Annotated in this window: 19 protein-coding genes; 7 read left to right on the forward strand and 12 right to left on the reverse strand. The window is 69.6% G+C overall.

Features of this window, described 5'->3' with window-relative positions:
• Positions 1-21 precede the first annotated feature (21 nt).
• The 4 genes from hisA to hisB are packed head-to-tail and all read right to left on the reverse strand — an operon-like array spanning position 22 to position 2,563.
• Positions 22-768 carry a 1-(5-phosphoribosyl)-5-[(5-phosphoribosylamino)methylideneamino]imidazole-4-carboxamide isomerase gene (gene hisA, locus MMB17_RS05860; RefSeq protein ID WP_238309577.1) on the reverse strand — a complete coding sequence of 249 codons (747 nt, stop codon included), beginning with the start codon at positions 766-768 and terminating at the stop codon, positions 22-24.
• Between the two features lie 57 nt (positions 769-825).
• Positions 826-1,488, reverse strand: a complete 663-nt coding sequence (hisH, locus tag MMB17_RS05865; protein WP_241101413.1) for an imidazole glycerol phosphate synthase subunit HisH — start codon at positions 1,486-1,488, stop codon at positions 826-828.
• Positions 1,485-1,964, reverse strand: coding sequence for a DUF2628 domain-containing protein (locus MMB17_RS05870; protein WP_238309656.1), 480 nt, complete (start codon positions 1,962-1,964; stop codon positions 1,485-1,487). The genes hisH and MMB17_RS05870 overlap by 4 nt, the downstream gene beginning before the upstream one ends.
• A gap of 11 nt (positions 1,965-1,975) precedes the next feature.
• The gene (gene hisB, locus MMB17_RS05875; RefSeq protein ID WP_238309575.1) at positions 1,976-2,563 is read right to left on the reverse strand and encodes an imidazoleglycerol-phosphate dehydratase HisB; all 588 of its coding nucleotides are present in this window, start codon (positions 2,561-2,563) and stop codon (positions 1,976-1,978) included.
• Positions 2,564-2,743: 180 nt separating this feature from the next.
• Between hisB and MMB17_RS05880 the strand changes: the two genes are divergently transcribed.
• Positions 2,744-3,661 (forward strand): metallophosphoesterase, encoded by a 918-nt coding sequence (locus tag MMB17_RS05880; RefSeq protein ID WP_241101414.1) that lies wholly within the window; start codon positions 2,744-2,746, stop codon positions 3,659-3,661.
• Positions 3,662-3,677: 16 nt separating this feature from the next.
• Here the strand turns inward: MMB17_RS05880 and MMB17_RS05885 are convergent, their stop codons facing one another.
• The 7 genes from MMB17_RS05885 to MMB17_RS05915 all read right to left on the reverse strand — a co-directional run bounded on the left by MMB17_RS05885 (position 3,678) and on the right by MMB17_RS05915 (position 12,619).
• Positions 3,678-4,553: an S-methyl-5'-thioadenosine phosphorylase gene (locus MMB17_RS05885; RefSeq protein ID WP_238309573.1), complete on the reverse strand. Its 876-nt coding sequence runs from the start codon at positions 4,551-4,553 to the stop codon at positions 3,678-3,680.
• Between the two features lie 205 nt (positions 4,554-4,758).
• Positions 4,759-5,664 (reverse strand): cytochrome c1, encoded by a 906-nt coding sequence (locus MMB17_RS05890; RefSeq protein ID WP_238309655.1) that lies wholly within the window; start codon positions 5,662-5,664, stop codon positions 4,759-4,761.
• Positions 5,665-5,675: 11 nt separating this feature from the next.
• A complete protein-coding gene (locus MMB17_RS05895) occupies positions 5,676-6,968 on the reverse strand; it encodes a cytochrome b (protein ID WP_238309572.1) in 1,293 nt (430 codons plus the stop codon).
• A gap of 54 nt (positions 6,969-7,022) precedes the next feature.
• Positions 7,023-7,592 carry a ubiquinol-cytochrome c reductase iron-sulfur subunit gene (gene petA, locus MMB17_RS05900; RefSeq protein WP_238309571.1) on the reverse strand — a complete coding sequence of 190 codons (570 nt, stop codon included), beginning with the start codon at positions 7,590-7,592 and terminating at the stop codon, positions 7,023-7,025.
• Positions 7,593-7,857: 265 nt separating this feature from the next.
• The gene (locus MMB17_RS05905) at positions 7,858-9,264 is read right to left on the reverse strand and encodes an MATE family efflux transporter (RefSeq protein WP_241101415.1); all 1,407 of its coding nucleotides are present in this window, start codon (positions 9,262-9,264) and stop codon (positions 7,858-7,860) included.
• Between the two features lie 32 nt (positions 9,265-9,296).
• Positions 9,297-11,180 (reverse strand): ABC transporter ATP-binding protein, encoded by a 1,884-nt coding sequence (locus MMB17_RS05910; RefSeq protein ID WP_241102129.1) that lies wholly within the window; start codon positions 11,178-11,180, stop codon positions 9,297-9,299.
• 647 nt (positions 11,181-11,827) lie between these two features.
• A complete protein-coding gene (locus tag MMB17_RS05915) occupies positions 11,828-12,619 on the reverse strand; it encodes a hypothetical protein (protein ID WP_241101416.1) in 792 nt (263 codons plus the stop codon).
• Between the two features lie 257 nt (positions 12,620-12,876).
• Between MMB17_RS05915 and MMB17_RS05920 the strand changes: the two genes are divergently transcribed.
• From MMB17_RS05920 to MMB17_RS05935, 4 genes are all read left to right on the forward strand, one after another.
• Positions 12,877-13,335 (forward strand): tRNA (cytidine(34)-2'-O)-methyltransferase, encoded by a 459-nt coding sequence (locus tag MMB17_RS05920; RefSeq protein WP_241101417.1) that lies wholly within the window; start codon positions 12,877-12,879, stop codon positions 13,333-13,335.
• Positions 13,336-13,378: 43 nt separating this feature from the next.
• Positions 13,379-14,332 carry an oxygen-dependent coproporphyrinogen oxidase gene (gene hemF, locus MMB17_RS05925; RefSeq protein WP_241101418.1) on the forward strand — a complete coding sequence of 318 codons (954 nt, stop codon included), beginning with the start codon at positions 13,379-13,381 and terminating at the stop codon, positions 14,330-14,332.
• On the forward strand, positions 14,332-15,435 hold the full coding sequence (locus MMB17_RS05930) for an ATP-dependent DNA helicase (protein WP_238309566.1): 1,104 nt from the start codon (positions 14,332-14,334) through the stop codon (positions 15,433-15,435). The genes hemF and MMB17_RS05930 overlap by 1 nt, the downstream gene beginning before the upstream one ends.
• Positions 15,436-15,537: 102 nt before the next feature.
• The gene (locus tag MMB17_RS05935; protein WP_238309565.1) at positions 15,538-15,777 is read left to right on the forward strand and encodes a hypothetical protein; all 240 of its coding nucleotides are present in this window, start codon (positions 15,538-15,540) and stop codon (positions 15,775-15,777) included.
• A gap of 29 nt (positions 15,778-15,806) precedes the next feature.
• On the opposite strand, the gene MMB17_RS05940 is transcribed toward MMB17_RS05935, so the two are convergent.
• The gene (locus MMB17_RS05940) at positions 15,807-17,084 is read right to left on the reverse strand and encodes an aspartate aminotransferase type Ic (RefSeq protein WP_241101419.1); all 1,278 of its coding nucleotides are present in this window, start codon (positions 17,082-17,084) and stop codon (positions 15,807-15,809) included.
• Positions 17,085-17,376: 292 nt separating this feature from the next.
• Here MMB17_RS05940 and hslV point away from each other — a divergent pair, with 292 nt between their 5' ends.
• Positions 17,377-17,904 (forward strand): ATP-dependent protease subunit HslV, encoded by a 528-nt coding sequence (hslV, locus tag MMB17_RS05945; protein WP_238309653.1) that lies wholly within the window; start codon positions 17,377-17,379, stop codon positions 17,902-17,904.
• 182 nt (positions 17,905-18,086) lie between these two features.
• Positions 18,087-20,279 (forward strand): hybrid sensor histidine kinase/response regulator, encoded by a 2,193-nt coding sequence (locus tag MMB17_RS05950; RefSeq protein ID WP_241101420.1) that lies wholly within the window; start codon positions 18,087-18,089, stop codon positions 20,277-20,279.
• Positions 20,280-20,351 lie beyond the last annotated feature (72 nt).

The following is a 20,351-nucleotide window of genomic DNA, read 5'->3' on the forward strand; positions in this document are numbered from 1 at the left end:
AGGTCCCTCGGGCGTCGGCGATCACGAAGCGAGGCGCTTGGCCGCCTGGGCGATGGCGTCGAGGGCCTCCTTCGGGTCGATGCGCCCGTCATAGAGGGCGCGGCCCGTGATGGCGCCGGCGAGCTTGGCGCAATCGGGCTCGAGCAGCCGGTGCACGTCGTCGATCGAGGCGAGGCCCCCCGAGGCGATGACGGGGATCGAGACCGCCTCGGCGAGGGCCAGGGTCATCTCGATGTTGAGCCCCTTCAGGATGCCGTCCCGGGCGATGTCGGTGTAGATGATGGCGGCCACGCCCGCATCCTCGAAGCGGCGGCCGAGATCCTCCGCGGTCATGCTGGAGGTCTGGGCCCAGCCCTCCACCGCCACGAGCCCGTCCTTGGCGTCGATGCCGACCGCGATGCGGCCGGGATGGCGCCGGGCCGCCTCGTGCACGAAGGCGGGGTCGCGCACGGCGGCGGTGCCGATGATGACGCGGCTCACGCCCTTCTCCAGCCAGGCTTCCAGCGTGCGCATCTCGCGGATGCCGCCGCCGAGCTGCACCGGCAGGCGCACCCGGGCGAGGATCGCGTCCACCGCGGCGGCGTTGCGCGGGGCACCGGCGAAGGCGCCGTCGAGATCCACCACGTGCAGCCAGGAAAACCCCTGCCGCTCGAACGCCTCGCCTTGCGCGGCCGGATCGTCGTTGAACACCTTGGCCTGGGCCATGTCGCCCTGGACGAGGCGGACGCAGCGCCCCTCCTTGAGGTCGATCGCCGGAAACAGGATCACGGGTCGAGATACCTTCAGGTTGCGGACCGAATCGGAGCCAGTGTCGGCTCCCTCGCCTCAGGGCCGCCAGCGCAAAAAGTTGGCGATGAGCGCAAGGCCGAGGCGCTGGCTCTTCTCCGGGTGGAACTGCATGCCCGCCAGGTTGTCGCGGGCCACCGCCGCCGTGACGGGGCCGCCGTAATCGGCATGGGCCACGACGTCCTGCGGGTTCTGCGGCACGAGGGCGAAGCTGTGCACGAAATAGGCATGCAGGCCGTCCTCGCCGGTCGGGATCCCCTCGAACAGGGCCTGCTCCCGGTCGAGGCGCAGGGTGTTCCAGCCCATATGCGGGATCTTGAGGGCGGGATCGGCGGGGGTGATGGGGGCCACGTCGCCGGGGATCCAGCCAAGGCCCTCCGTGGTCTCGTATTCGAGGCCGCGGCTCGCCATCAGCTGCATGCCGACGCAGATGCCGAGGAAGGGGCGACCGCGGCGCTGCGCGGCCTCCGTCATCGCCTCGACCATGCCGGAGACCGCGTCGAGGCCGCGCCGGCAATCGGCATAGGCGCCGACGCCCGGCAGGACGATGCGGTCGGCCGCGGCCACGACCTCGGGCTCGTCGGTGACGCGGATGCGGGTGCCGTCGAGCCCCGCCTCCCGGGCCGCCCGCTCGAAGGCCTTGGTGGCCGAATGCAGGTTGCCCGAGCCGTAATCGATGATCGCGACGGTCTGCGTGCTCACCGCGAACCCTCGCTGGCGGGAAACAGGCCGATCACCTCCTCGTCGCGCCGCCGGGCGGCGGGGCGCACGGTGACCGGGATGCCGGTGCCGGCGGGATCGAGCCAGCGGGCGACGGCCTTGGCCTCGGCCTCCTCGGACGAGGCCGCGATCACCGCGTCCCGGGCCGGGCGGCCGTTCCGGGCATAGGTCCAGCGGCGCAGGCTCGCGGCCTCGAGCCCGATCAGAATCGCGGCGAGCAGGCTGACCAGGATACCCGCCCAGGGGGTGAGGCCGAGCAGGCGCCCGCCGACCGCCAGGGCCACCAGGAAGGCGAGGACGAGGGCGCCGGCGAGCCAGAGCCGGTGGAAGAAGAACCACAGGGCCGTGAAGGCGAAGGCCGGCCAGGAGAAGCCGTCCGGCACCATGTGGGCGCGGTCCAGGGCCCGGGCATCGCCGCGCAAGGCCCCCTCGGGCAGGTGCAGGGTGTAGGTGCGCATCCGGAGGCCCATCAGAGCGATCCCTTGGTCGAGGGCACGCGGCCTTCCTCGCGGGGGTCGACGGCCACCGCCGCGCGCAGGGCCCGGGCGAGGCCCTTGAAGCAGCTCTCGGCGATGTGGTGGGCGTTCTCGCCGTAGAGCGTCTCCACGTGGAGGGTGATGCCGGCATTCATGGCGAAGGCCTGGAACCACTCGCGCACGAGCTCGGTGTCGAACTGGCCGATCTTCTCGACGCGGAACTGGGTGCGGAACACCAGGAAGGGCCGGCCCGAGATGTCGATGGCGACGCGGGAGAGCGTCTCGTCCATGGGCAGGTGGAGGTCGGCGTAGCGGGCGATGCCGCGCTTGTCCCCGAGCGCCTTGGCGAAGGCCTGGCCCAGGGCGATGCCCGCATCCTCCGTGGTGTGGTGCTGGTCGACATGCAGGTCGCCCTCGACCTTCACGTCGAGATCGAACAGGGCGTGCCGGGCGAGCAGCTCCAGCATGTGGTCGAGGAAGCCGACGCCCGTGTCGATGCTGGCCTTGCCCGTGCCGTCGAGGGCGATCGAGACGGCGACGTCGGTTTCCGCCGTCTTGCGGCTGATGCTGGCGGCACGCATCGGATGAACTCGGAGCCTTCGGGACCAACGGGCGGCCTTTTCGGCCGGGTCCGCCTTTTAGAGCGCTTTCCCGGGCGGGGGGAAGGGTGTCCGCGCCGGGATCGTCACAGGGCGGTCACGGCGGGCGGCGAGTGTCGCCCGTTCCGGGCGCGGCGCGCCGCGGAAAACCGGAGGAGCGGAATGGTGTCGCGCAGGTCCATCCTGTCCGCGGGCGCGGCGATGCTGGCGGCGTCCTATCCCGGCCCGGCCGCGGCGGCGGAGGGGCCGGTGCGCTTCGGCCTCGTCGCCGATCCGCAATACGCCCCCGCGCCGCCCAACCTGCCCCTGAACCGCTACTATTCCGAGAGCCTGTGGAAGCTGCGCGAGGCCGTCGACGCCTTCAACGGGCAGGACCTGCGCTTCGTGGCGACCCTCGGCGACGTGATCGACCGCGACCGGGCGAGCTTCGATCCGATCCTGCAGGTCTATGGCCGCCTGCGCCACGACAAGGTCTTCCTCCTCGGCAACCACGATTTCTCCGTCGCCGCCGAGGAGCTGAACGCGGCGATGACCCTGCTCGGGCTCGAACGCAGCTACTACGACTTCGCGGTCGGCGGCCTCCGCTTCGTCGTCCTCGACGGCAACGAGGTCTCGCTCTTCGCCCCGCCCCCGGGCGATCCGCGCCGGGAGCTCGCCGCCGAGCGCCTGCGCAAGCTCGCCGAGGCGGGGGCGGAGAACGCCAAGCCCTGGAACGGCTCCTTGAGCGACCGGCAATTCGCCTGGCTCGGCGAGACGCTCGCGGCCGCGGCCAGACGCGGCGAGCGGGTGATCGTGATGGGCCATTACCCGGTCTATCCGGCCAATCCCCACAATCTGTGGGATTCGGAGCGGGTCGTGAGCCTGCTGACCGCCCAGCCCCACGTGCTGGCCTATTTCTGCGGGCACAACCATGCCGGCAATTACGGCGAGGCCGGCGGCGTCCATTTCGTGAATCTGCACGGCATGGTCGATACGCCGACCACCTCCGCCTATGCCTTCGTCACGGTGGAGGGGGCACGCATGGCGATCCGGGGCTTCGGCCGGGAGCCCGACCGGACGCTGGCGCTGAAGGCCGGGTAGCGCCCGGCGGGCCGGGTCAGGCCTTCAGCACCCGCCCGGCCACCGCGTCGAGCTTGGCGAGCAGCTCCGGGTCGCGGGCGCCGGCGGCGGTCATGATCGCGCCGTCGAGGGCCCGGTGGGAGCCGGCGGGGCAATCCTCGCGCTCGGCGGGGAAGTCGCGGGCGACGCGGGCGACGAGGCGGGCGGCCTTGTCCGCATTGGCGCGGGCCACCGCGATCACCGCGGCCACGTCGACCACGTCGTGGTTCGGGTGCCAGCAATCGTAGTCCGTCACCATGGCGATGGTGGCATAGGTGATCTCCGCCTCGCGGGCGAGCTTGGCCTCGGGCATGTTGGTCATGCCGATCACGTCGAAGCCCTGCGCCTTGTAGGCCTTCGACTCGGCGACCGTGGAGAATTGCGGCCCCTCCATGCAGACATAGGTGCCGCCCTTGTGGACCGGGATCTCCTCGGCCTCGGCGGCGGCCAGGATGCGCCGCTGCAGCCCCGGCCCGACGGGATGCGCGAAGGAGACATGGGCGACGCAGCCATTCCCGAAGAAGGAGGAAGGGCGCCCCACCGTGCGGTCGACGAACTGGTCGACGAGGACGAACAGGCCGGGATGCAGCTCGTTGCGGAAGGAGCCGCAGGCGGAGAGCGCGACGAGGTCGGTGACCCCGGCCCGCTTCAGGACGTCGATATTGGCCCGGTAGTTGATGCCCGAGGGCGAGAGGCGGTGGCCGCGGCCGTGGCGGGCCAGGAACACCACCTTGGTCGCGCCGATCCGGCCGATGCGCAGGGCGTCGGAGGGCTCGCCCCAGGGGGACTCGATGCGCGCCTCGCGCACGTCCTCGAGACCGGGCAGCTCGTAGACGCCGGAGCCGCCCATCACGCCGAGAACCGCTGCCGTCATGCCTGATCCTTCCGCGTCATCGGGGACCTCTCGATCCCGCATCTGCCCGGCCCGCGCGGCGCCTGAGCGAAGCCCGGATCCGCCCTCCCGAGGGGAAGGCCCGGATCGGGTGGGGACCTTCTGGCGCCGGACGCGCCGCCGCGCAAGCGAACGGGCCCGCGCGGGGCCCGTTGCCGATCGATCGTCGATGTGCGGGGCGCGGGCCTCAATAGGCCTTGTGCAGCTCCGGCTGGAGCCCGTGCACCTCGCCGCCGACCTTCTTCCAGATCTGCTTCTTCACGTAATAGAGCAGGCCCGCCAGGAGGATCAGGAACAGGATCACCCGGAAGCCGAGGGCCTTGCGGGCCATCATGTGCGGCTCGGCCGCCCAGGCCATGAAGGCGGCGACGTCGTGCGAGTACTGCTCGACGGTCTCCGGCACCACCGGCTGGCCCTTGTCGTTCTTCGGGTATTCCACCTGCCCGTCCGAGATCGGCGGGGGCATGGCGATGATGTGGCCCGGGTACCACTTGTTGTAGTGGCCGCTGGCCGGCATCTCGAAGCCCTTCGGGGGCTCCTCGTAGCCGGTGAGCAGGGCGTGGATGTAGTCGACCCCCTGCTCCGAATAGCCGACGAAGGGCAGCACATCGACCAGGAACCAGGGGAAGCCGCGTTCGAAGGTGCGGGCCTTGGCCAGCACCGAGAAGTCCGGCGGGGTCTTGCCGCCATTGGCGGCGGCGGCCGCCTTGTCGTTCGGGAAGGGCGGCGGGAAGCGGTCCGCCGGGCGGGCCGGGCGCTCGACCTCCTCGCCGTTGTCGTTCAGCTCCTTGAGCTTGTAGGTCTCGGCCAGCGCCTTGACCTGGCCCTCGGAGAAGCCCGGGCCTCCCTCCTCCGCGAGGTTGCGGAAGGCGACGAGCTTCATCGCGTGGCAGTTGGAGCAGACTTCCTTGTAGATCTGGAAGCCGCGCTGGAGCTGGGCCTGGTCGAAGCGGCCGAACACGCCGGCGAAGCTCCAGTGCTCCCGGGGCGGGTTGGCGCCGTGGCCCTCCTCGGCCCGCGCCGGGGCGAGGCCGAAGGAGAGACCGAGGCCTGCGGCGAGCAGGGCGGCGGCGGCGAGATGTCCGATACGCATCATCCTCACCCTCAGCCCTTCTTCGCCGGCTCGGCGGCCGCGCCCGCCGGAAGGCCCGACCCGCTCACCTGCTTGCCCGGTCCGGTCACGCTCTCGAGGATCGAGCCCGGCACCGGATCCGGCGTCTCGAACAGGCCGACCAGGGGCATCACGATCAGGAAGTGGGCGAAGTAGTAGACGGTGCAGATGCGCGAGACGAGCACGTAGGCGCCCTCCGGCGGCTTGGCGCCGAGCCAGCCGAGCAGGATGGCGTTGAAGACGAACACCCAGAAGAACACCTTGTAGACCGGGCGGTAATTCGTCGAGCGCACCCGCGAGGTGTCGAGCCAGGGGGCGAAGGCGAGGATGATCACCGCGCCGAACATCAGCACCACGCCGCCGAGCTTGTCCGGCACCGCGCGCAGGATCGCGTAGAAGGGCAGGAAGTACCATTCCGGCACGATATGGGCGGGGGTGACGGCCGGGTTGGCCGGGACGTAGTTGTCGGCGTGGCCGAGATAGTTCGGCTGGAAGAAGATGAACCAGGCGAACAGGATGAAGAACGCCACCGTCGCGAACACGTCCTTGATGGTCGCGTAGGGGGTGAAGGGCACCGCGTCCTTGCTCGACTTGATCGGGATGCCCGCCGGGTTGTTCTGGCCGGTGACGTGCAGCGCCCAGATGTGGAGCACGACGACGCCGGCGATCATCCAGGGCAGCAGGTAGTGCAGCGAGAAGAAGCGGTTGATGGTCGGGTTGCCGACCGAGTAGCCGCCCCAGAGCAGGCTCTGGATGGTGTCGCCCACCACCGGGATCGCCGCCAGGATATTGGTGATGACGGTGGCGCCCCAGAAGCTCATCTGGCCCCAGGGCAGGGTGTAGCCGAGGAAGGCGGTGGCCATCATCAGCAGGTAGATGATGACGCCGAGCAGATAGAGCACCTCGCGCGGGGCCTTGTAGGACCCGTAATAGAGCGCCCGGAAGATGTGCACGTAGACGGCGACGAAGAACATCGACGCGCCGTTGGCGTGGGCGTAGCGCAGCAGCCAGCCGTAATTCACGTCGCGCATGATGTGCTCGACGCTCTCGAAGGCGTTGGCGGCGCTCGGATCGTAATGCATCGCCAGCCAGACGCCGGTGACGATCTGGATCCCGAGGAAGGCCGAGAGGATGGCGCCGAAGGTCCAGAAATAGTTGAGGTTGCGCGGCACCGGGTAGGCGATGAAGGACGAGTGCACCAGCCCGACCAGGGGCAGGCGCGACTCGAACCATTTCGCGAGACGGCTCTTCGGGATGTAGGTCGAGGTCGCGTGTGCGCTGCTCATGGGGTGCGCTGCTCCTGGGCTACCCGCCTCTGTCTGTCGCGTCGTTCGGGGTCCTCAGGCGGCCGCCTTGCCGCCCTCCTCGCCGATCTTCAGCTTGGTGTCGGTTTCGAAGGCGTAGGGCGGGATCGGCAGGTTGATCGGCGCCGGGCCGCGGCGCACGCGGCCGACCGCATCGAACTGCGAGCCGTGGCAGGGGCAGGCCCAGCCCTCGTAATTGCCGGAATGGCCGATCGGCACGCAGCCGAGATGGGTGCAGTTGCCGTAGGCCACGAGCCACTGGTCGTGGCCGGCCTTCACCCGCTTGTCGAAGGGGGCGGGGTCGATCATCTCGGAGAGGGGCACGGCCTTCATGTCCGTGATCTCCTTCTCCGTCAGCTTGCGCACGAAGATCAACTTGCCGCGCCAGAACACGTTGACGATCTGGCCGTCGCTGATCGGCGCGAGATCGACCTCGATCGGGGCGCCGGCCGCGATGGTCGCGGCATCGGGGGACATGGAGGCGACGAGCGGCCAGGCGACGGCGCCCGCGCCCACGGCGAGGCCGGCGCCGGTCGCCAGGAACAGGAAATCGCGTTTGCCGCCGTCGACGGCTTCGGGCGTGGCGGTGGCCGAGCTGTTCGCCAAGTTTCGACTCCCCAGTCGCTTCGGACCGCCCGGACGCACCTGCATTGTCCTGCCGAATCGAACGGGCAGGATCGTGCGCGTCACGTCCGTGACGATCGGCCTTTCACGACGGCGGATGCCGCCGAGCACCCTTTCGCACTGCGAAGCGGGGGGTGAACCCGCCTGCTTGTCTGTTTGTGTGGCGTGTCTGCCATGCCAGATACGAATGTGTCCAGACTGAGAGGGTGCGGTGCGACAGCAAAACCGGCAGGATTGTTCCGGGTTGTCAGGCGTCCGCGCGTAGCCCCGCTTCCGACCGGCTGAGCCGCCGCCAGCGGGCGACGAGCAGCACCGAGACCACGAGGAGGCCGGCGCAGAAGCCCATCCAGATGCCCCGGCCCTCGAGGCCCGCGCCCCAGGCCAGGAGGGCGCCGGCGGGCACGCCGACGCCCCAGTAGCCGGCCAGCGCGATCAGCATCGGCACCCGGGTGTCCTGCAGGCCGCGCAGCGCCCCGAGCGCCACGGTCTGGGTGCCGTCGGCCATGGCGAACACCGCGGAGATCGCCAGGAAGGAGACCGCGACCGGCAGCACCGCCGCCGCACCCGGCGCGTCCGCATCGAGGAACAGGCCGATCAGCCTCTCGGGGATCGTCACCTGCGCCAGGGCGCACAGGGCCATGAAGGCGAGCCCGAGGGCCAGCGCCACGGCGCCGGCCCGGCGCAGGGCGGCGCGGTCGCCGGCCCCGAGGGCGCGGCCGACCCGGACGGAGGCGGCCTGCCCCACCCCGTTCGGCACCATGAAGCAGCAGGCGGCGATCTGGATGGTGACGGCATGGGCGGCGAGCTGCGTCGCGCCGAACACGCCGACCATGATCGCTGCCGATTCGAACAGGCCCGCCTCGGCGAGCCCCGTGGCCGCCATGGGCAGGCCGAGCCCGAGGAGGTGGCGCAGGCGCGCGCGATCCGGCCGCCACAGGCCGGCGAACAGGCGGTAGCGGGCGAGCTGCGGATCGAGGGAGACCACGAGGGCCAGGGCCGCGAAGGAGCCGCATTCCGTGAGCGTGGTGGCGAGCCCGACGCCGACGATGCCGAGCTGCGGCGGCCCGAAGGCCAGGAACAGCCCGAGGCCGAGATTGACCGGCAGGGCGGCGAAGCTCACCGCCATCGGCCAGGCCGGCCGCTGCAGGGCGGAGAGGAAGCCGCGCAGCACCATGAACAGCAGGGCCGGCGCCATCCACCATTGCAGGACGCGCAAGTAAGCGCCCGCATCCCGCGCCACGGCCGGGTCCTGGCCGATCCGCAGGAGGATCGGCTCGGCCTGCCACAGCACCGGCATCAGCGGGGCCGTGAACAGGGCCGCCGCCCAGAAGCCGGCCCGGACCGTCCGCCGGATCCCGGCCGCGTCGCCGTCGCCGCCCGCGGCCTCCGCGACCAAAGGCAGCACCGCGGAGGTGAGCCCGATCCCGCCGATCAGGAGCAGGGTGAACAGGCCCGTGGCGAGCGCCCCCGCGGCCAGGGGCTCGGCGCCGAGCCGCCCGAGCAGCACCGTGTTGGAGGCGGTGAGCCCGAGCTGGGCCAGGTTGGTCAGCACCAGCGGCGCGGCGAGGGCCAGGGTCGCGCGCAACTCGGCGCGCCAGGGTGTCCGGCGGCCGGGGCGCAGGCTGGCCGGCTCCGCGAGGTACGGGGTCGTCATGGGAAGGTTCCTGGTTGCCGGCCGCTCCGAGGCTACGAGGGGGCGGCCTCGGAGCCGGCCTCGAAGCCTTCGCCCGGGGTTTCGGAGCCGAGAAAGCCCCCCGATTGCCGGTGCCACAGGGCGGCGTAAAGCCCGCCCCGGCGGATCAGCTCGGCATGGCTGCCCTCCTCCACGATCCGCCCGCGGTCGATCACGATCAGCCGGTCGAGGGCCGCGATGGTCGAGAGGCGGTGGGCGATGGCGAGCACGGTCTTGCCCTGCATCAGCGTGTCGAGGCTGTCCTGGATCGCCGCCTCCACCTGGCTGTCGAGGGCGGAGGTGGCCTCGTCCAGGATCAGGATCGGCGCGTCCTTGAGGATCACGCGGGCGATGGCGATGCGCTGGCGCTGGCCGCCGGAGAGCTTCACCCCGCGCTCGCCCACATGCGCCTCGTAGCCCCGCCGCCCCTGGTGGTCGACGAGGCTGCGGATGAAGCCGTCGGCCTCGGCGAGCCGGGCCGCGCGCTCGATCTCGGCATCGGTCGCGTCGGGGCGGCCATAGGCGATGTTGTCGCGGATCGAGCGGTGCAGCAGCGAGGTGTCCTGCGTGACCACGGCGATGGCGCCGCGCAGGGATTCCTGGCTGACACCGGCGATGTCCTGCCCGTCGATGGTGATGCGCCCGCCCTCGAGGTCGTGCAGGCGCAGGAGCAGGGCGGTGATCGTGGTCTTGCCGGCGCCGCTGACGCCCACGAGCCCGACCTTCTCGCCGGCCTGGATGCGGAACGAGAGGTTCTCGATGATGCTGGCGTCGCCCCGGCCGTAATGGAAATCGACCTTGTCGAAGCGGATCTCGCCGCCGCTCACCCGGAGCGTGCCGGCCCCTTCCGCATCGACCAGGGCGTGGGGCCGGGCGATGGTCTGCATGCTCTCCTGGATCACGCCGACATTCTCGAACACGCCGCGGATCGTCTGCATCACCCAGCCCGACATCGCCATCAGGCGCAGGATCAGGGCGAGGCCGGCCGCCGCCTCCCCCGTGGTCATGGCTTCCCGCTGCCAGAGCGTCAGGCAGGCCGCGGCGGTGGAGAGGATCAGCAGGCTGTTGAGCAGGCCGAGCAGGCTCGTCGTCAGCGTCACCAGCCGGAACTGGCGGAGATAGGCCCGGTTATGCGTCTCCAGGGCGTCGCGCACGGCGGCGCGCTCCTCGCGGTCGCGGGCGAAGAGCTTCACGGTGAGGATGTTGGTGTAGGTGTCGACCACCCGGCCGATCAGGGTCGAGCGGGTCTCGGCCGTCTTGTGCGAGCGCGTGCGGGCGCGGGGCACGAACCAGGCGGTGAGCGCCGCATAGGCCCCGACCCAGACCAGCACCGGCAGGGCGAGCCAGCCCGAGATCGAGGAGAACAGCCCGATCGCGGTGACGGCGTAGATCGCCACATAGAGCAGCGTGTCGATGAACACGACCGCGAGCTCGCGCACCGCCGGGCCCACCTGCACCACGCGGTTGGCGAGCCGCCCGGCGAAATCCGCCTGGAAATACGAGAGGGCGTGGCCGAGCGTGTAGAGATGGGTGCGCCAGCGGATCTGGTTGGTGGATTGCGGCACCAAGAGCTGGTTCGAGGCGACCTCGTGCAGCCAGATCGTGAGGGGGCGCACCACGATCAGCAGGCCGGCGGCGAGCGCCAGGGCCGTGCCGTGCTCGGCGAGCAGGCGCGTCCGGTCGGTGGTGTTCATCAGGTCGATGAACCAGCGCATCAGCAGGTAGAGCGAGGCCTCCACCGAACCCGCGGCCACCGCGACCAGGAACAGGAACAGCAGGGCGCCGCGGATCGGCTGCAGGTAGAAGGCGGCGAAGCCCAGCACCGTCCGGGGCGGCATCGCCCGGTCGTCGAAGGGCGCGAACAGGTCGATGCGGCGCTCGAGCCAGTCGAGGAACATGGGGACCACACGTGTCTCGGGGGGAGCGACTCAGGGGGCGACCCGCCTTCACATAAGTCGATCCGCGCCCCGACCAACCGGGGACAATGCCGCGGAGCCTCCCGCCCGGCGCATGGGGACGAGAGGCGCTTCGGTCCCGCTGCCCGCTCCCCGTGGACCTGCCGCCAGAGCAAGGCCTCCCGGGGACCCGCACTGTCAAACAGTCACGATCGCTGTACGGTACTTGAGAGACGCGCGGGGCCTGATCAGGCCGATAACCTGGCGGTCAGATGACCATCGCCCTCACCCTCGAGCTTGCTCACTCTGTGAGCGCCAAGGTGCGTTAAGGGCACCTTAGCGACGCCGAGCGAATACATCCGGGATCTCGTCAGGGGACAATATCTGGTCGAACGGGATCGGGAGGCGAAGCTTCGCGCCCTCGATAAGGTTCTAACAGAGGGAATCGCCGAGGCCGAAGTGGGTCGGGTCGTCGCTGTCCAGGACGCCTTCGCGCGCATCTGGGCGGCGCTGGGCATAAGCGACAAGGACAAACCCGCGTGAAGGTGGTTCTGGCAGAGACCCTAATCAGCGATCTGACCTGCCCGAAGAAACCATGAAAGACCGAATTGGAGCAGAGGGAGTGAGATACTAAAATATATATGCCAAAATTACCTATTTATGATTATTGTCTTATTTTCTCCTGGACAAAGAAAGTAGTTTGAGAAATCGCCATTTTGGTAATAGGCACAATATTTTACAAGTCTATATTGATTTTTTATCAATAGGGATTCGTCCTTGAACAAGGCTGCTAGTCCTAAGAAAACACGACTACTTCCGGTTAAAAATTTTTGATAGTGCGCGCCATCTTCCTCTGCGGTTCCATCTTTGTATTTTATTTTTGATGTATATTTTTGCCAATGATTTGGCAGTATTTGCATTTCCGCCCCATCCTTCAGGGTTGTCTTCATGATGAAATTTTCAATTGATCTCATCACCGAAGTAGAGTTTTCTGATGTGGGGATTTCGTCTACATACTGCAGTGTGAGTACGGATAAGTATATCTCGGCAGGTATAGTGCCGCTATTTCGTAGCTCAATATCGAGGGCGTTGGGGATCGTAGACTGACCAATTATCCTGGCTTCAAGGCGGGAGACAGGTAAGATTGCCGATCTTTCTCTTGCAACTAGGTCGGAGTAAATTGATTCTGCTTTGATTCTAGCTGTGCGCTCATCTCTCCAAGCGATGAATCCAGCCCAAAACATACCTACAAGCAACAGCCCGAAAAATATTGCCCGATGGACAGCGGGAAGAGCAAGATTGCTTGCCCACTTACGATAACGCTCCGAGCTATTAAGCGCCTTGTTCACGACGAACGGAACCGACAAGGCAAGGACGCTATACCAAGCCGGTCCAATGGCTTGAACGTAGATGAGGAAGTCCGAGCACAGTTCGTAGAGCACGAACGTACGATATCATCGGCTGTCCCCAATTGGGGAGCCGTCAAGTTGATGATTCCACTCCTTGTTGCATTTGCTGCTTAAGCCGAGATGCTCCACGCCTTTCACGGCGCGCAGGATCAAGGCGATCCTGTTCCTAGCAGATTGATGTGCTGCGTTCCGGGCGAGGCAGTCCCACGCCGTGGAGCGGGGACGGATCGGGCGGAGGCCGACGGAGGAAGCCCTCCTCCGGCGCCGCCGATCGCGCTATTCCCCGGGCGATGCTGCGCCTCGCCCTCTACCAGCCCGACATTCCCCAGAACACCGGCACCATGCTGCGCATGGCCGCCTGCCTAGGCATCGCCGTCGAGATCATCGAGCCCGCGGGCTTCGATGTGTCCGACCGGCACCTGCGCCGCTCGGGGCTCGATTATCTCGACCATGTCGCCATCACCCGGCATCGCTCCTGGGCGGCCTTCGAGGAGTGGCGGCGCGGGGCCGGGCTCCGCCTGGTGCTCGCCACGACCAAGGGTTCGTCGTCCTATACGGGCTTCGGCTTCCGGGACGGGGATTGCCTGATGGTCGGGCGCGAATCGGCCGGGGTGCCCGAGGCGGTGCATGCGGCGGCCGACGCGCGCGTGGTCGTGCCGATCCGCGAAGGGATGCGCTCGCTCAACGTCGCGGTCTGCGCGGCGATGATCCTGGGCGAGGCCCTGCGGCAGATCGGTGGTCCGGCGTGACGGCGAATTGACGGCCTCCCCCCTTGATGGGAAAGCCTGGGCCATGACGCAGCCTTCCAAGACGCATCCCAACGCGACCCGCTTCGGCGACGTCGCGCCGCTCGCCGCGGACGATCTCGCGGCCCTGAAGAGCGAGGCTGCCTCCTGGTTCGCGACCCTGCGCGACCGGATCGTGACCGCCCTGGAGACCCTGGAGGACCAGGCCGCCGGGCCGTTCCACCCGGACGCGCCGAAGGAGGCGGGCAGCTTCGTGAAGACGCCCTGGGAGCGCACCGACCATAGCGGCGCACCCGGGGGCGGCGGCGTCATGTCCATGCTGAAGGGCCGGGTCTTCGAGAAGGCGGGGGTGCACATCTCCACCGTGCACGGCGAGTTCGCCCCCGAATTCCGGGCGCAGATGCCGGGCGCGGCGGAGGATCCGCGCTTCTTCGCCACCGGCATCTCGCTGATCGTCCACCCCTGGAACCCGCATGTGCCCACCGTGCACATGAACACCCGCTTCGTCGTCACCACCAAGACCTGGTTCGGCGGCGGGGCAGACCTCACCCCCGTGCTCGACCGCCGGCGCAACCAGGAGGATGCGGACACGCAGATCTTCCACGCGGCGATGCGTGCGGCCTGCGAGGCCCATGCCCCGGCTGCCGATTACGGGCTCTACAAGGCTTGGTGCGACGAGTACTTCTACCTGCCGCACCGCAAGGAGCCCCGGGGCATCGGCGGCATCTTCTACGACTATCACTGGACCGGCGACCCGAATGCCGACCTCGCCTTCACCCGCGACGTGGGCGAGGCCTTCCTCAAGGCCTATCCCGAGATCGTCTGGCGCAACCTCGCCACCGCCTGGACGGAGGCCGACCGGCTGGAGCAGCAGGTGCGGCGCGGGCGCTACGTGGAGTTCAATCTGCTCTACGACCGCGGCACCATCTTCGGCCTGAAGACCGGCGGCAACGTCGCCTCGATCCTGTCCTCCCTGCCCCCGACCGTCCGCTGGCCGTGATGGACGGCTTCGCCCCCCAGCAGGAGGCGGCGCTGAAGGCCATCGCCGCCTGGATGAAGGGCGGCGGCGAGCAGGTCTTCCGCCTGTTCGGCTATGCCGGCACCGGCAAGACCACGCTGGCCCGCCGCATCGCCGAGGATTTCGAGGGCGCGACGGTGTTCGGCGCCTTCACCGGCAAGGCCGCCTCGGTGATGCGTGCCCGCGGCTGCCCGGACGCGGCCACGATCCACAGCCTGATCTACCGCACGCGGGAGGCGGACGAGGGCGGCCCGACCTTTACCCTCAACCGCTCCGGCCCGGCGGCCAAGGCCGACCTCATCGTCATCGACGAATGCTCGATGGTCGATGCCGATCTCGGCAACGACCTTCTCTCCTTCGAGAAGCCGGTGCTGGTGCTCGGCGACCCGGCCCAGCTGCCCCCCGTGCGCGGCGGCGGCTTCTTCACCGAGGCCGAGCCGGACGTGATGCTCACCGACGTGCACCGGCAGGCCAAGGACGATCCGATCGTGCGCATGGCCATGACCATCCGCGAGGGCGGCCGGCTGGAGGTGGGCGCGTACGGCGAGAGCCGGGTGATCCGCCGCCGGGACATCGACCCGGCCCAGGTGCTCGATTGCGACCAGGTGCTGGTGGGCCTCAACCGCACCCGCCGGCTCTACAACAACCGCCTGCGGGAGCTCGCCGGCCATACCGACCCGATGCCCTCCATCGGCGAGAAGCTGGTCTGCCTGAGGAACGACCGCACCAAGGGCTTGCTCAACGGCTCGACTTGGACGGTGCAGGCCCTGCGCGCCCCGCCGCGGCCCGACACGATCCGCCTCGACGTGGTGCCGGACGACGACCCGGCTCTGCGCAAGCGCGCCGTCGACATCAAGGTCCTGCGCCAGGTGATCGAGGGCTCGGAGGAGGAGATCCCGCTCTACCTGCGGCGGGAGACGGACGAGTTCACCTACGGCTACGCGCTCACCGTGCACAAGGCCCAGGGCTCGCAATGGGACAAGGTCGTCCTCTTCGACGAATCCTACGCCTTCCGCGAGCACCGCGCCCGCTGGCTCTATACGGGCCTGACCCGGGCCGCGCGGGCGATCACGGTCGTGATCTAGACCGGCCCCGCGGGCCGAGAGCGGGGCGAACGGTTTCGGCGCCTTGGGCGTTTCCCGGACGGGGGGCGCGGACGCCCCAGGGTGGGATCGTCGCGAGGGGCGATGCGAAGCTGGATACCGATCGGTGCGGCACCCCATGACGGCCGCTGGATCATCGCGATCAACCGCTACGAGCCCGACCGGCGCGCCGTGGTCCGCTGGGATCCGGCCCGGCACGGCGACGACACGCCCTGGCACGTCGCCTCCTGCGACCACGGCTATGCGGAGGATGCCTTCACCGACTGGCAGCCCTTCCCGCACTGGCCGGAGGTCGAGGCGGCGTCCCGGCCTCCGGAGGCGTAGGCGACCCGCCCACGCCCCGGCGGCGGGTCTCAGGCGTCGAGCTTCGCCTCGACGGCGGCGAGCAGGGTGCAGAGGGCGACCGCCTCGGCCGCCTTGCGCACCGCTTCGAGCTTGGGGAAGGTCGGGGCGATGCGCAGCGTCCGGTCGTCGGGATCCTTGCCGTAGGGATGGGTCGCCCCCGCCGGCGTCAGCGCGATGCCGGCCTCGGCGGCGAGCGCCACCACCTTCGTCGCCGTGCCGTCCGCCACGTCGAGGGTGATGAAGTAGCCGCCGAGCGGCCGGCTCCAGCGGGCGACCTCGTAGCCTTCGAGGCGGGCGGCGAAGGCCGTCTCGACCGCGTCGAATTTCGGGCCGATCAGCGCCCGGTGCTTCTCCATATGGGCGGCGATGCCGGCGGCGTCCTTGAGGAAGCGGACGTGGCGGAGCTGGTTGAGCTTGTCCGGCCCGATGCTGCGGCGGCCGGCCTGGGCGAGGTACCAGCGGATATTGGCCGCGGAAGAGGCGAGCATGGCGAGGCCCGCGCCGGCGATCGTCACCTTCGAGGTCGAGGCGAACACGATCGGCCGGTCCGGATTGCCGGCCTCGGCACAGGCCTCGATGACGTTGGCCAGCGACGGCCGCTCGTCGCTCAGGTGATGCACCGCGTAGGCGTTGTCCCACAGGATGCGGAAATCCGGCGCCGCGGCCTTCATCGCGGCCAGGCGCCGCACGGTCTCGTCGGAATAGGTCTCGCCGCTCGGGTTGGAATATTGCGGCACGCACCAGATGCCCTTCACCGCCGGGTCGGCCACCGCCTTCTCGACGACGTCCATGTCCGGGCCGGCGCCGGTCATCGGCACCGGGATCATGCGGATGCCGTAGCCCTCGCACAGGGTGAAGTGCCGGTCGTAGCCGGGCACGGGGCAGAGGATCGCGATCGGCTCCTGCTTGCTCCAGGGCTTGTCGCCGCCGGGCACGCCCTTGAGCAGGGCGTAGACGAGCACGTCGTGCATCAGGGCGAGGCTCGAATTGTTGGCGACCACGATCTGCTCGGGCGGCGCGCCCAGGACCGGCGCGAACAGCGCCCGCGTCTCGGTGAGGCCCTGGAGGTTGCCGTAGTTGCGCGCGTCGGTGCCGTCATCGGCGGTGGTGTCGCGGTTGCCGGGCAGGGCCAGCATCTCCGTGGCGAGATCGAGCTGCTCGGGCGCGGGCTTGCCCCGGGTCATGTCGAGCTTGAGGCCCTGGCCTTTCAGCGCCTCGTATTCCTGGCGCAGGCCGGCGCGCAGCTCGGACAGCGCCTCGGGCGAAAGCTGGGACAGGGCGGGCATCACGGATCCTCGTTGGTTCTCGGGCCGCCTTCGAACCCGCAAGGCGGGCGCCGTCAAGCGGGCAATTCGCGCGGTTGAGGTGCTGTGGTTGCAATTCGGTCGACAGCCGACCAGCGCTCGTGGAGTGGGGAAAAGACGCCTGCCGAAGCCTGGTCTACCCCCGCACCATCCCAAACGAAGCGCCCTGAACCTTGGACGGGGCGGGCGAAGCGCTTACCTGTGCCGCCGAGCCCTCTGACCCGACCGACTGGAGCCCCCCTTGTCCGATCCTGCCGCCAGCGGCCCGCCGCAGATGCACGCCACCACGATCCTGATGGTCCGCAAGGGCGGCCGGGTGGTGATCGGGGGCGACGGGCAGGTCAGCCTCGGGCAGACCATCGTGAAGGGCAATGCCCGCAAGGTGCGCCGCCTCGCCAAGGGCAGCGTGATCGGCGGCTTCGCCGGCGCCACGGCCGATGCCTTCACCCTGTTCGAGCGGCTGGAGGGCAAGCTCGAACAATATCCCGGCCAGCTCACCCGCGCCTGCGTGGAACTGACCAAAGACTGGCGCACCGACCGCTACCTGCGCCGCCTGGAGGCGATGATGCTGGTGGCCGACAAGGACGTCAGCCTGCTCCTTTCCGGCTCGGGCGACGTGCTCGAACCCGAGAGCGGGGTGATGGCGATCGGCTCGGGCGGGAACTACGCGCTCGCCGCCGCCCGCGCCTTGGAGGACCAGGACCTCGACGCCGAGGCGATCGTGCGCCGGGCCATGAAGATCGCCGCCGATATCTGCGTCTACACCAACGGCAATCTCGTCTTGGAGACGCTGGAGGGCTGAGCCCGGCGCCGGCCGCCGCCTGTGCTCCCGGATCCACACGCGCGCCCAATGAGATAGGGGCGCTTTCCGCCGGCTTGCGACGCGGCGCGTCCGAGGGCAGTCAGGCGGGCGGGAGTCGTGTTCGCGCGCCGAAGCCGGCCTTGGGTCGACGGCCTCCCGAAGCGCAGGAGGCGCGGCGGTTCGTGCCTGCCGATCGGATCATCCGGCAGACCGGCCTCGGCGGCATCTCGCTGCCGAGGGTGCTCCTGAGCGCGGCGCTGCTCTTCGTCGCCGTGATCCTCGCCGCCTCGGGCCTGATCGTGGCCGAGCTGCGGCGCAAGGAACTGGCCGACGCGCAGCGCGAACTGACCGTTCTCAACACGGTGCTCGCCGAGGAGGCGGCCCGCACGCTCCAGAGCGTCGACCTCGTCCTGCGCAGCGTGAGCGACGGGCTGGTGGCGGAGGGTGTGACCACCGGCGAGGCCTATGCCCGCAAGGGGGACCGGGAGACCCACGAACTGCTGAAGGCCAAGGTCGCCGGCGTGCCGCAGCTCGACGCCGTGACCATGGTCGGCGCGGATGGGCGGCTCATCAACTTCTCGCGCCGCTACCCCGTCCCCGCGATCGACATCTCGGACCGGGACTATTTCGCGGAGCTGCGCGACAACCCGATCGCCGAGCCCTACGTCACCGGCCCCGTGCAGAACCGCGGCTCCGGGACCTGGACGGTCTTCCTGGCCCGCCGGCTCGCCGGGCCGGATGGGCGCTTCGTCGGCCTCGTCCTCGGCACGATCGACCTCGGCTATTTCGACAATTTCTACCGCTCGCTGAATCTCGGCGGCCACGCGGCGGTGAGCCTCTGGCGGCGGGACGGTACGCTGCTGACCCGGGAGCCGCCCCTGCCCGGCGTCGGGCGCCAGTTCAAGCTCAAGGCCTTCACCGAGGAGCGGCTCAGGGCCGGCGCCGGCTTCTACGAGATCGAGGATTCCGTCGACGGCATGCACCGGCTCGTCTCGACCCGGGCGACCCGCGGCTACCCGCTCATCCTCAACGTCACCCGCACCCGCGACGAGGTGCTGGGTGACTGGTACCGCGAGGCCTTTGTCACCGGCGGGGCCGCCGCGGCCAGCGCCACCGCGATCCTGCTGATCCTGTGGACGCTCTCGCGCCAGCGCCGGGCGGATTCCGCCGCCGCGGACGCCCTGCGGGAGCGCGAGCAGGCGATCGAGGCCCGGGAGGCGGTCGAGGAACAGCTCCGGCAGGCTCAGAAGATGGAAGCCGTGGGCCAGCTCACCGGCGGCATCGCCCACGACTTCAACAACCTGCTCACCGGCATCATTGGCAGCCTGGAGCTCCTGCAGACCCGGCTCGCGCAGGGCCGCACGGACACGATCGACCGCTATGTCGGCGCGGCCATCGCCTCCGCCGAGCGGGCCGGCGCCCTCACCCACCGCCTCCTCGCCTTTGCCCGGCGCCAGCCCCTCTCCACCCAGATCGTCGACGCCAACGCGCTGCTGCAAGGCATGGCGGACCTGCTCGCCCGCACCCTGGGCAAGCAGATCGCCTTCGAGATCGCGCCGGGACAGGGTCTCTGGCCGACCCTCTGCGACCCACACCAGCTCGAGAGCGCCGTGCTCAACCTCGCGATCAACGCCCGGGACGCCATGCCCGGCGGCGGCCGGCTCGTCCTCGCCACCCGCAACGTCCATCTCGATGCGGCGCGGCTGCGGCGGCACCCGGACGTCGCGCCGGGGGATTATGTCTGCGTGAGCGTGCGCGACACCGGCACCGGCATGACGCCGGAGGTGGCGGCGAAGGCCTTCGAGCCGTTCTTCACCACGAAGCCTCTGGGCCAGGGAACGGGCCTCGGCCTCTCCATGATCTACGGCTTCGCCCGCCAATCCGAGGGGCATGCCGAGATCGAGACGGCGCCCGGCAAGGGCACCACGGTGCGCATCTACCTGCCCCGCCATGGGGATACGGTGCCGGTCGAGGAAGCGGTCGCGCCGAAGCGAGCCGCCCGGGCCCACCGGGGCGAGACCGTGCTCCTCGTCGAGGACGAACCCGTCGTGCGCGCCCTCGTCCACGAGGTGCTGGACGATCTCGGCTATACGGTGCTCGAAGCCTCCGACGGCCCGGCCGGGCTCGCCCTGGCGCGGGGGGATGCGCGCATCGATCTCCTCGTCACCGATGTCGGCCTGCCCGGCCTCGACGGCCGTTCGCTCGCCGAACAGGCCCGGGCCGAGCGGCCCGGGCTGAAGGTGCTGTTCATGACGGGCTACGCCGACAACGCCCTGTTCGAGGACGGGGCCGCCGCCCCGGCCACGCAGCTCGTCACCAAGCCCTTCGCCGTGGACGCCCTGGCCGAGCGGGTGCGCAGCCTGCTCGGAGCGTGAGGGCCGGCGTCGAGGCGGTCAGGCGGCCTTCGGCGGCAAGGCCATGATGACGCCGTGCCCGCCGCGGGTCGC

It is taken from the genome of Methylobacterium organophilum (assembly GCF_022533465.1).
GTDB classification, from domain to species: domain Bacteria; phylum Pseudomonadota; class Alphaproteobacteria; order Rhizobiales; family Beijerinckiaceae; genus Methylobacterium; species Methylobacterium organophilum.

What these genes read in the sequence shown, in the direction of transcription:
- MMB17_RS05890 (WP_238309655.1), bottom strand. Translation starts at nt 5,664, where the DNA reads ATGCGTATCGGACATCTCGCCGCCGCCGCCCTGCTCGCCGCAGGCCTC.
- MMB17_RS05935 (WP_238309565.1), top strand. Translation starts at nt 15,538, where the DNA reads ATGCGAAGCTGGATACCGATCGGTGCGGCACCCCATGACGGCCGCTGG.
- MMB17_RS05920 (WP_241101417.1), top strand. Translation starts at nt 12,877, where the DNA reads ATGCTGCGCCTCGCCCTCTACCAGCCCGACATTCCCCAGAACACCGGC.
- MMB17_RS05870 (WP_238309656.1), bottom strand. Translation starts at nt 1,964, where the DNA reads ATGCGCACCTACACCCTGCACCTGCCCGAGGGGGCCTTGCGCGGCGAT.
- hisB (WP_238309575.1), bottom strand. Translation starts at nt 2,563, where the DNA reads ATGCGTGCCGCCAGCATCAGCCGCAAGACGGCGGAAACCGACGTCGCC.
- MMB17_RS05880 (WP_241101414.1), top strand. Translation starts at nt 2,744, where the DNA reads ATGGTGTCGCGCAGGTCCATCCTGTCCGCGGGCGCGGCGATGCTGGCG.
- hemF (WP_241101418.1), top strand. Translation starts at nt 13,379, where the DNA reads ATGACGCAGCCTTCCAAGACGCATCCCAACGCGACCCGCTTCGGCGAC.
- MMB17_RS05930 (WP_238309566.1), top strand. Translation starts at nt 14,332, where the DNA reads ATGGACGGCTTCGCCCCCCAGCAGGAGGCGGCGCTGAAGGCCATCGCC.
- hslV (WP_238309653.1), top strand. Translation starts at nt 17,377, where the DNA reads ATGCACGCCACCACGATCCTGATGGTCCGCAAGGGCGGCCGGGTGGTG.
- MMB17_RS05910 (WP_241102129.1), bottom strand. Translation starts at nt 11,180, where the DNA reads ATGTTCCTCGACTGGCTCGAGCGCCGCATCGACCTGTTCGCGCCCTTC.
- MMB17_RS05905 (WP_241101415.1), bottom strand. Translation starts at nt 9,264, where the DNA reads ATGACGACCCCGTACCTCGCGGAGCCGGCCAGCCTGCGCCCCGGCCGC.
- MMB17_RS05940 (WP_241101419.1), bottom strand. Translation starts at nt 17,084, where the DNA reads ATGCCCGCCCTGTCCCAGCTTTCGCCCGAGGCGCTGTCCGAGCTGCGC.
- MMB17_RS05885 (WP_238309573.1), bottom strand. Translation starts at nt 4,553, where the DNA reads ATGACGGCAGCGGTTCTCGGCGTGATGGGCGGCTCCGGCGTCTACGAG.
- MMB17_RS05895 (WP_238309572.1), bottom strand. Translation starts at nt 6,968, where the DNA reads ATGAGCAGCGCACACGCGACCTCGACCTACATCCCGAAGAGCCGTCTC.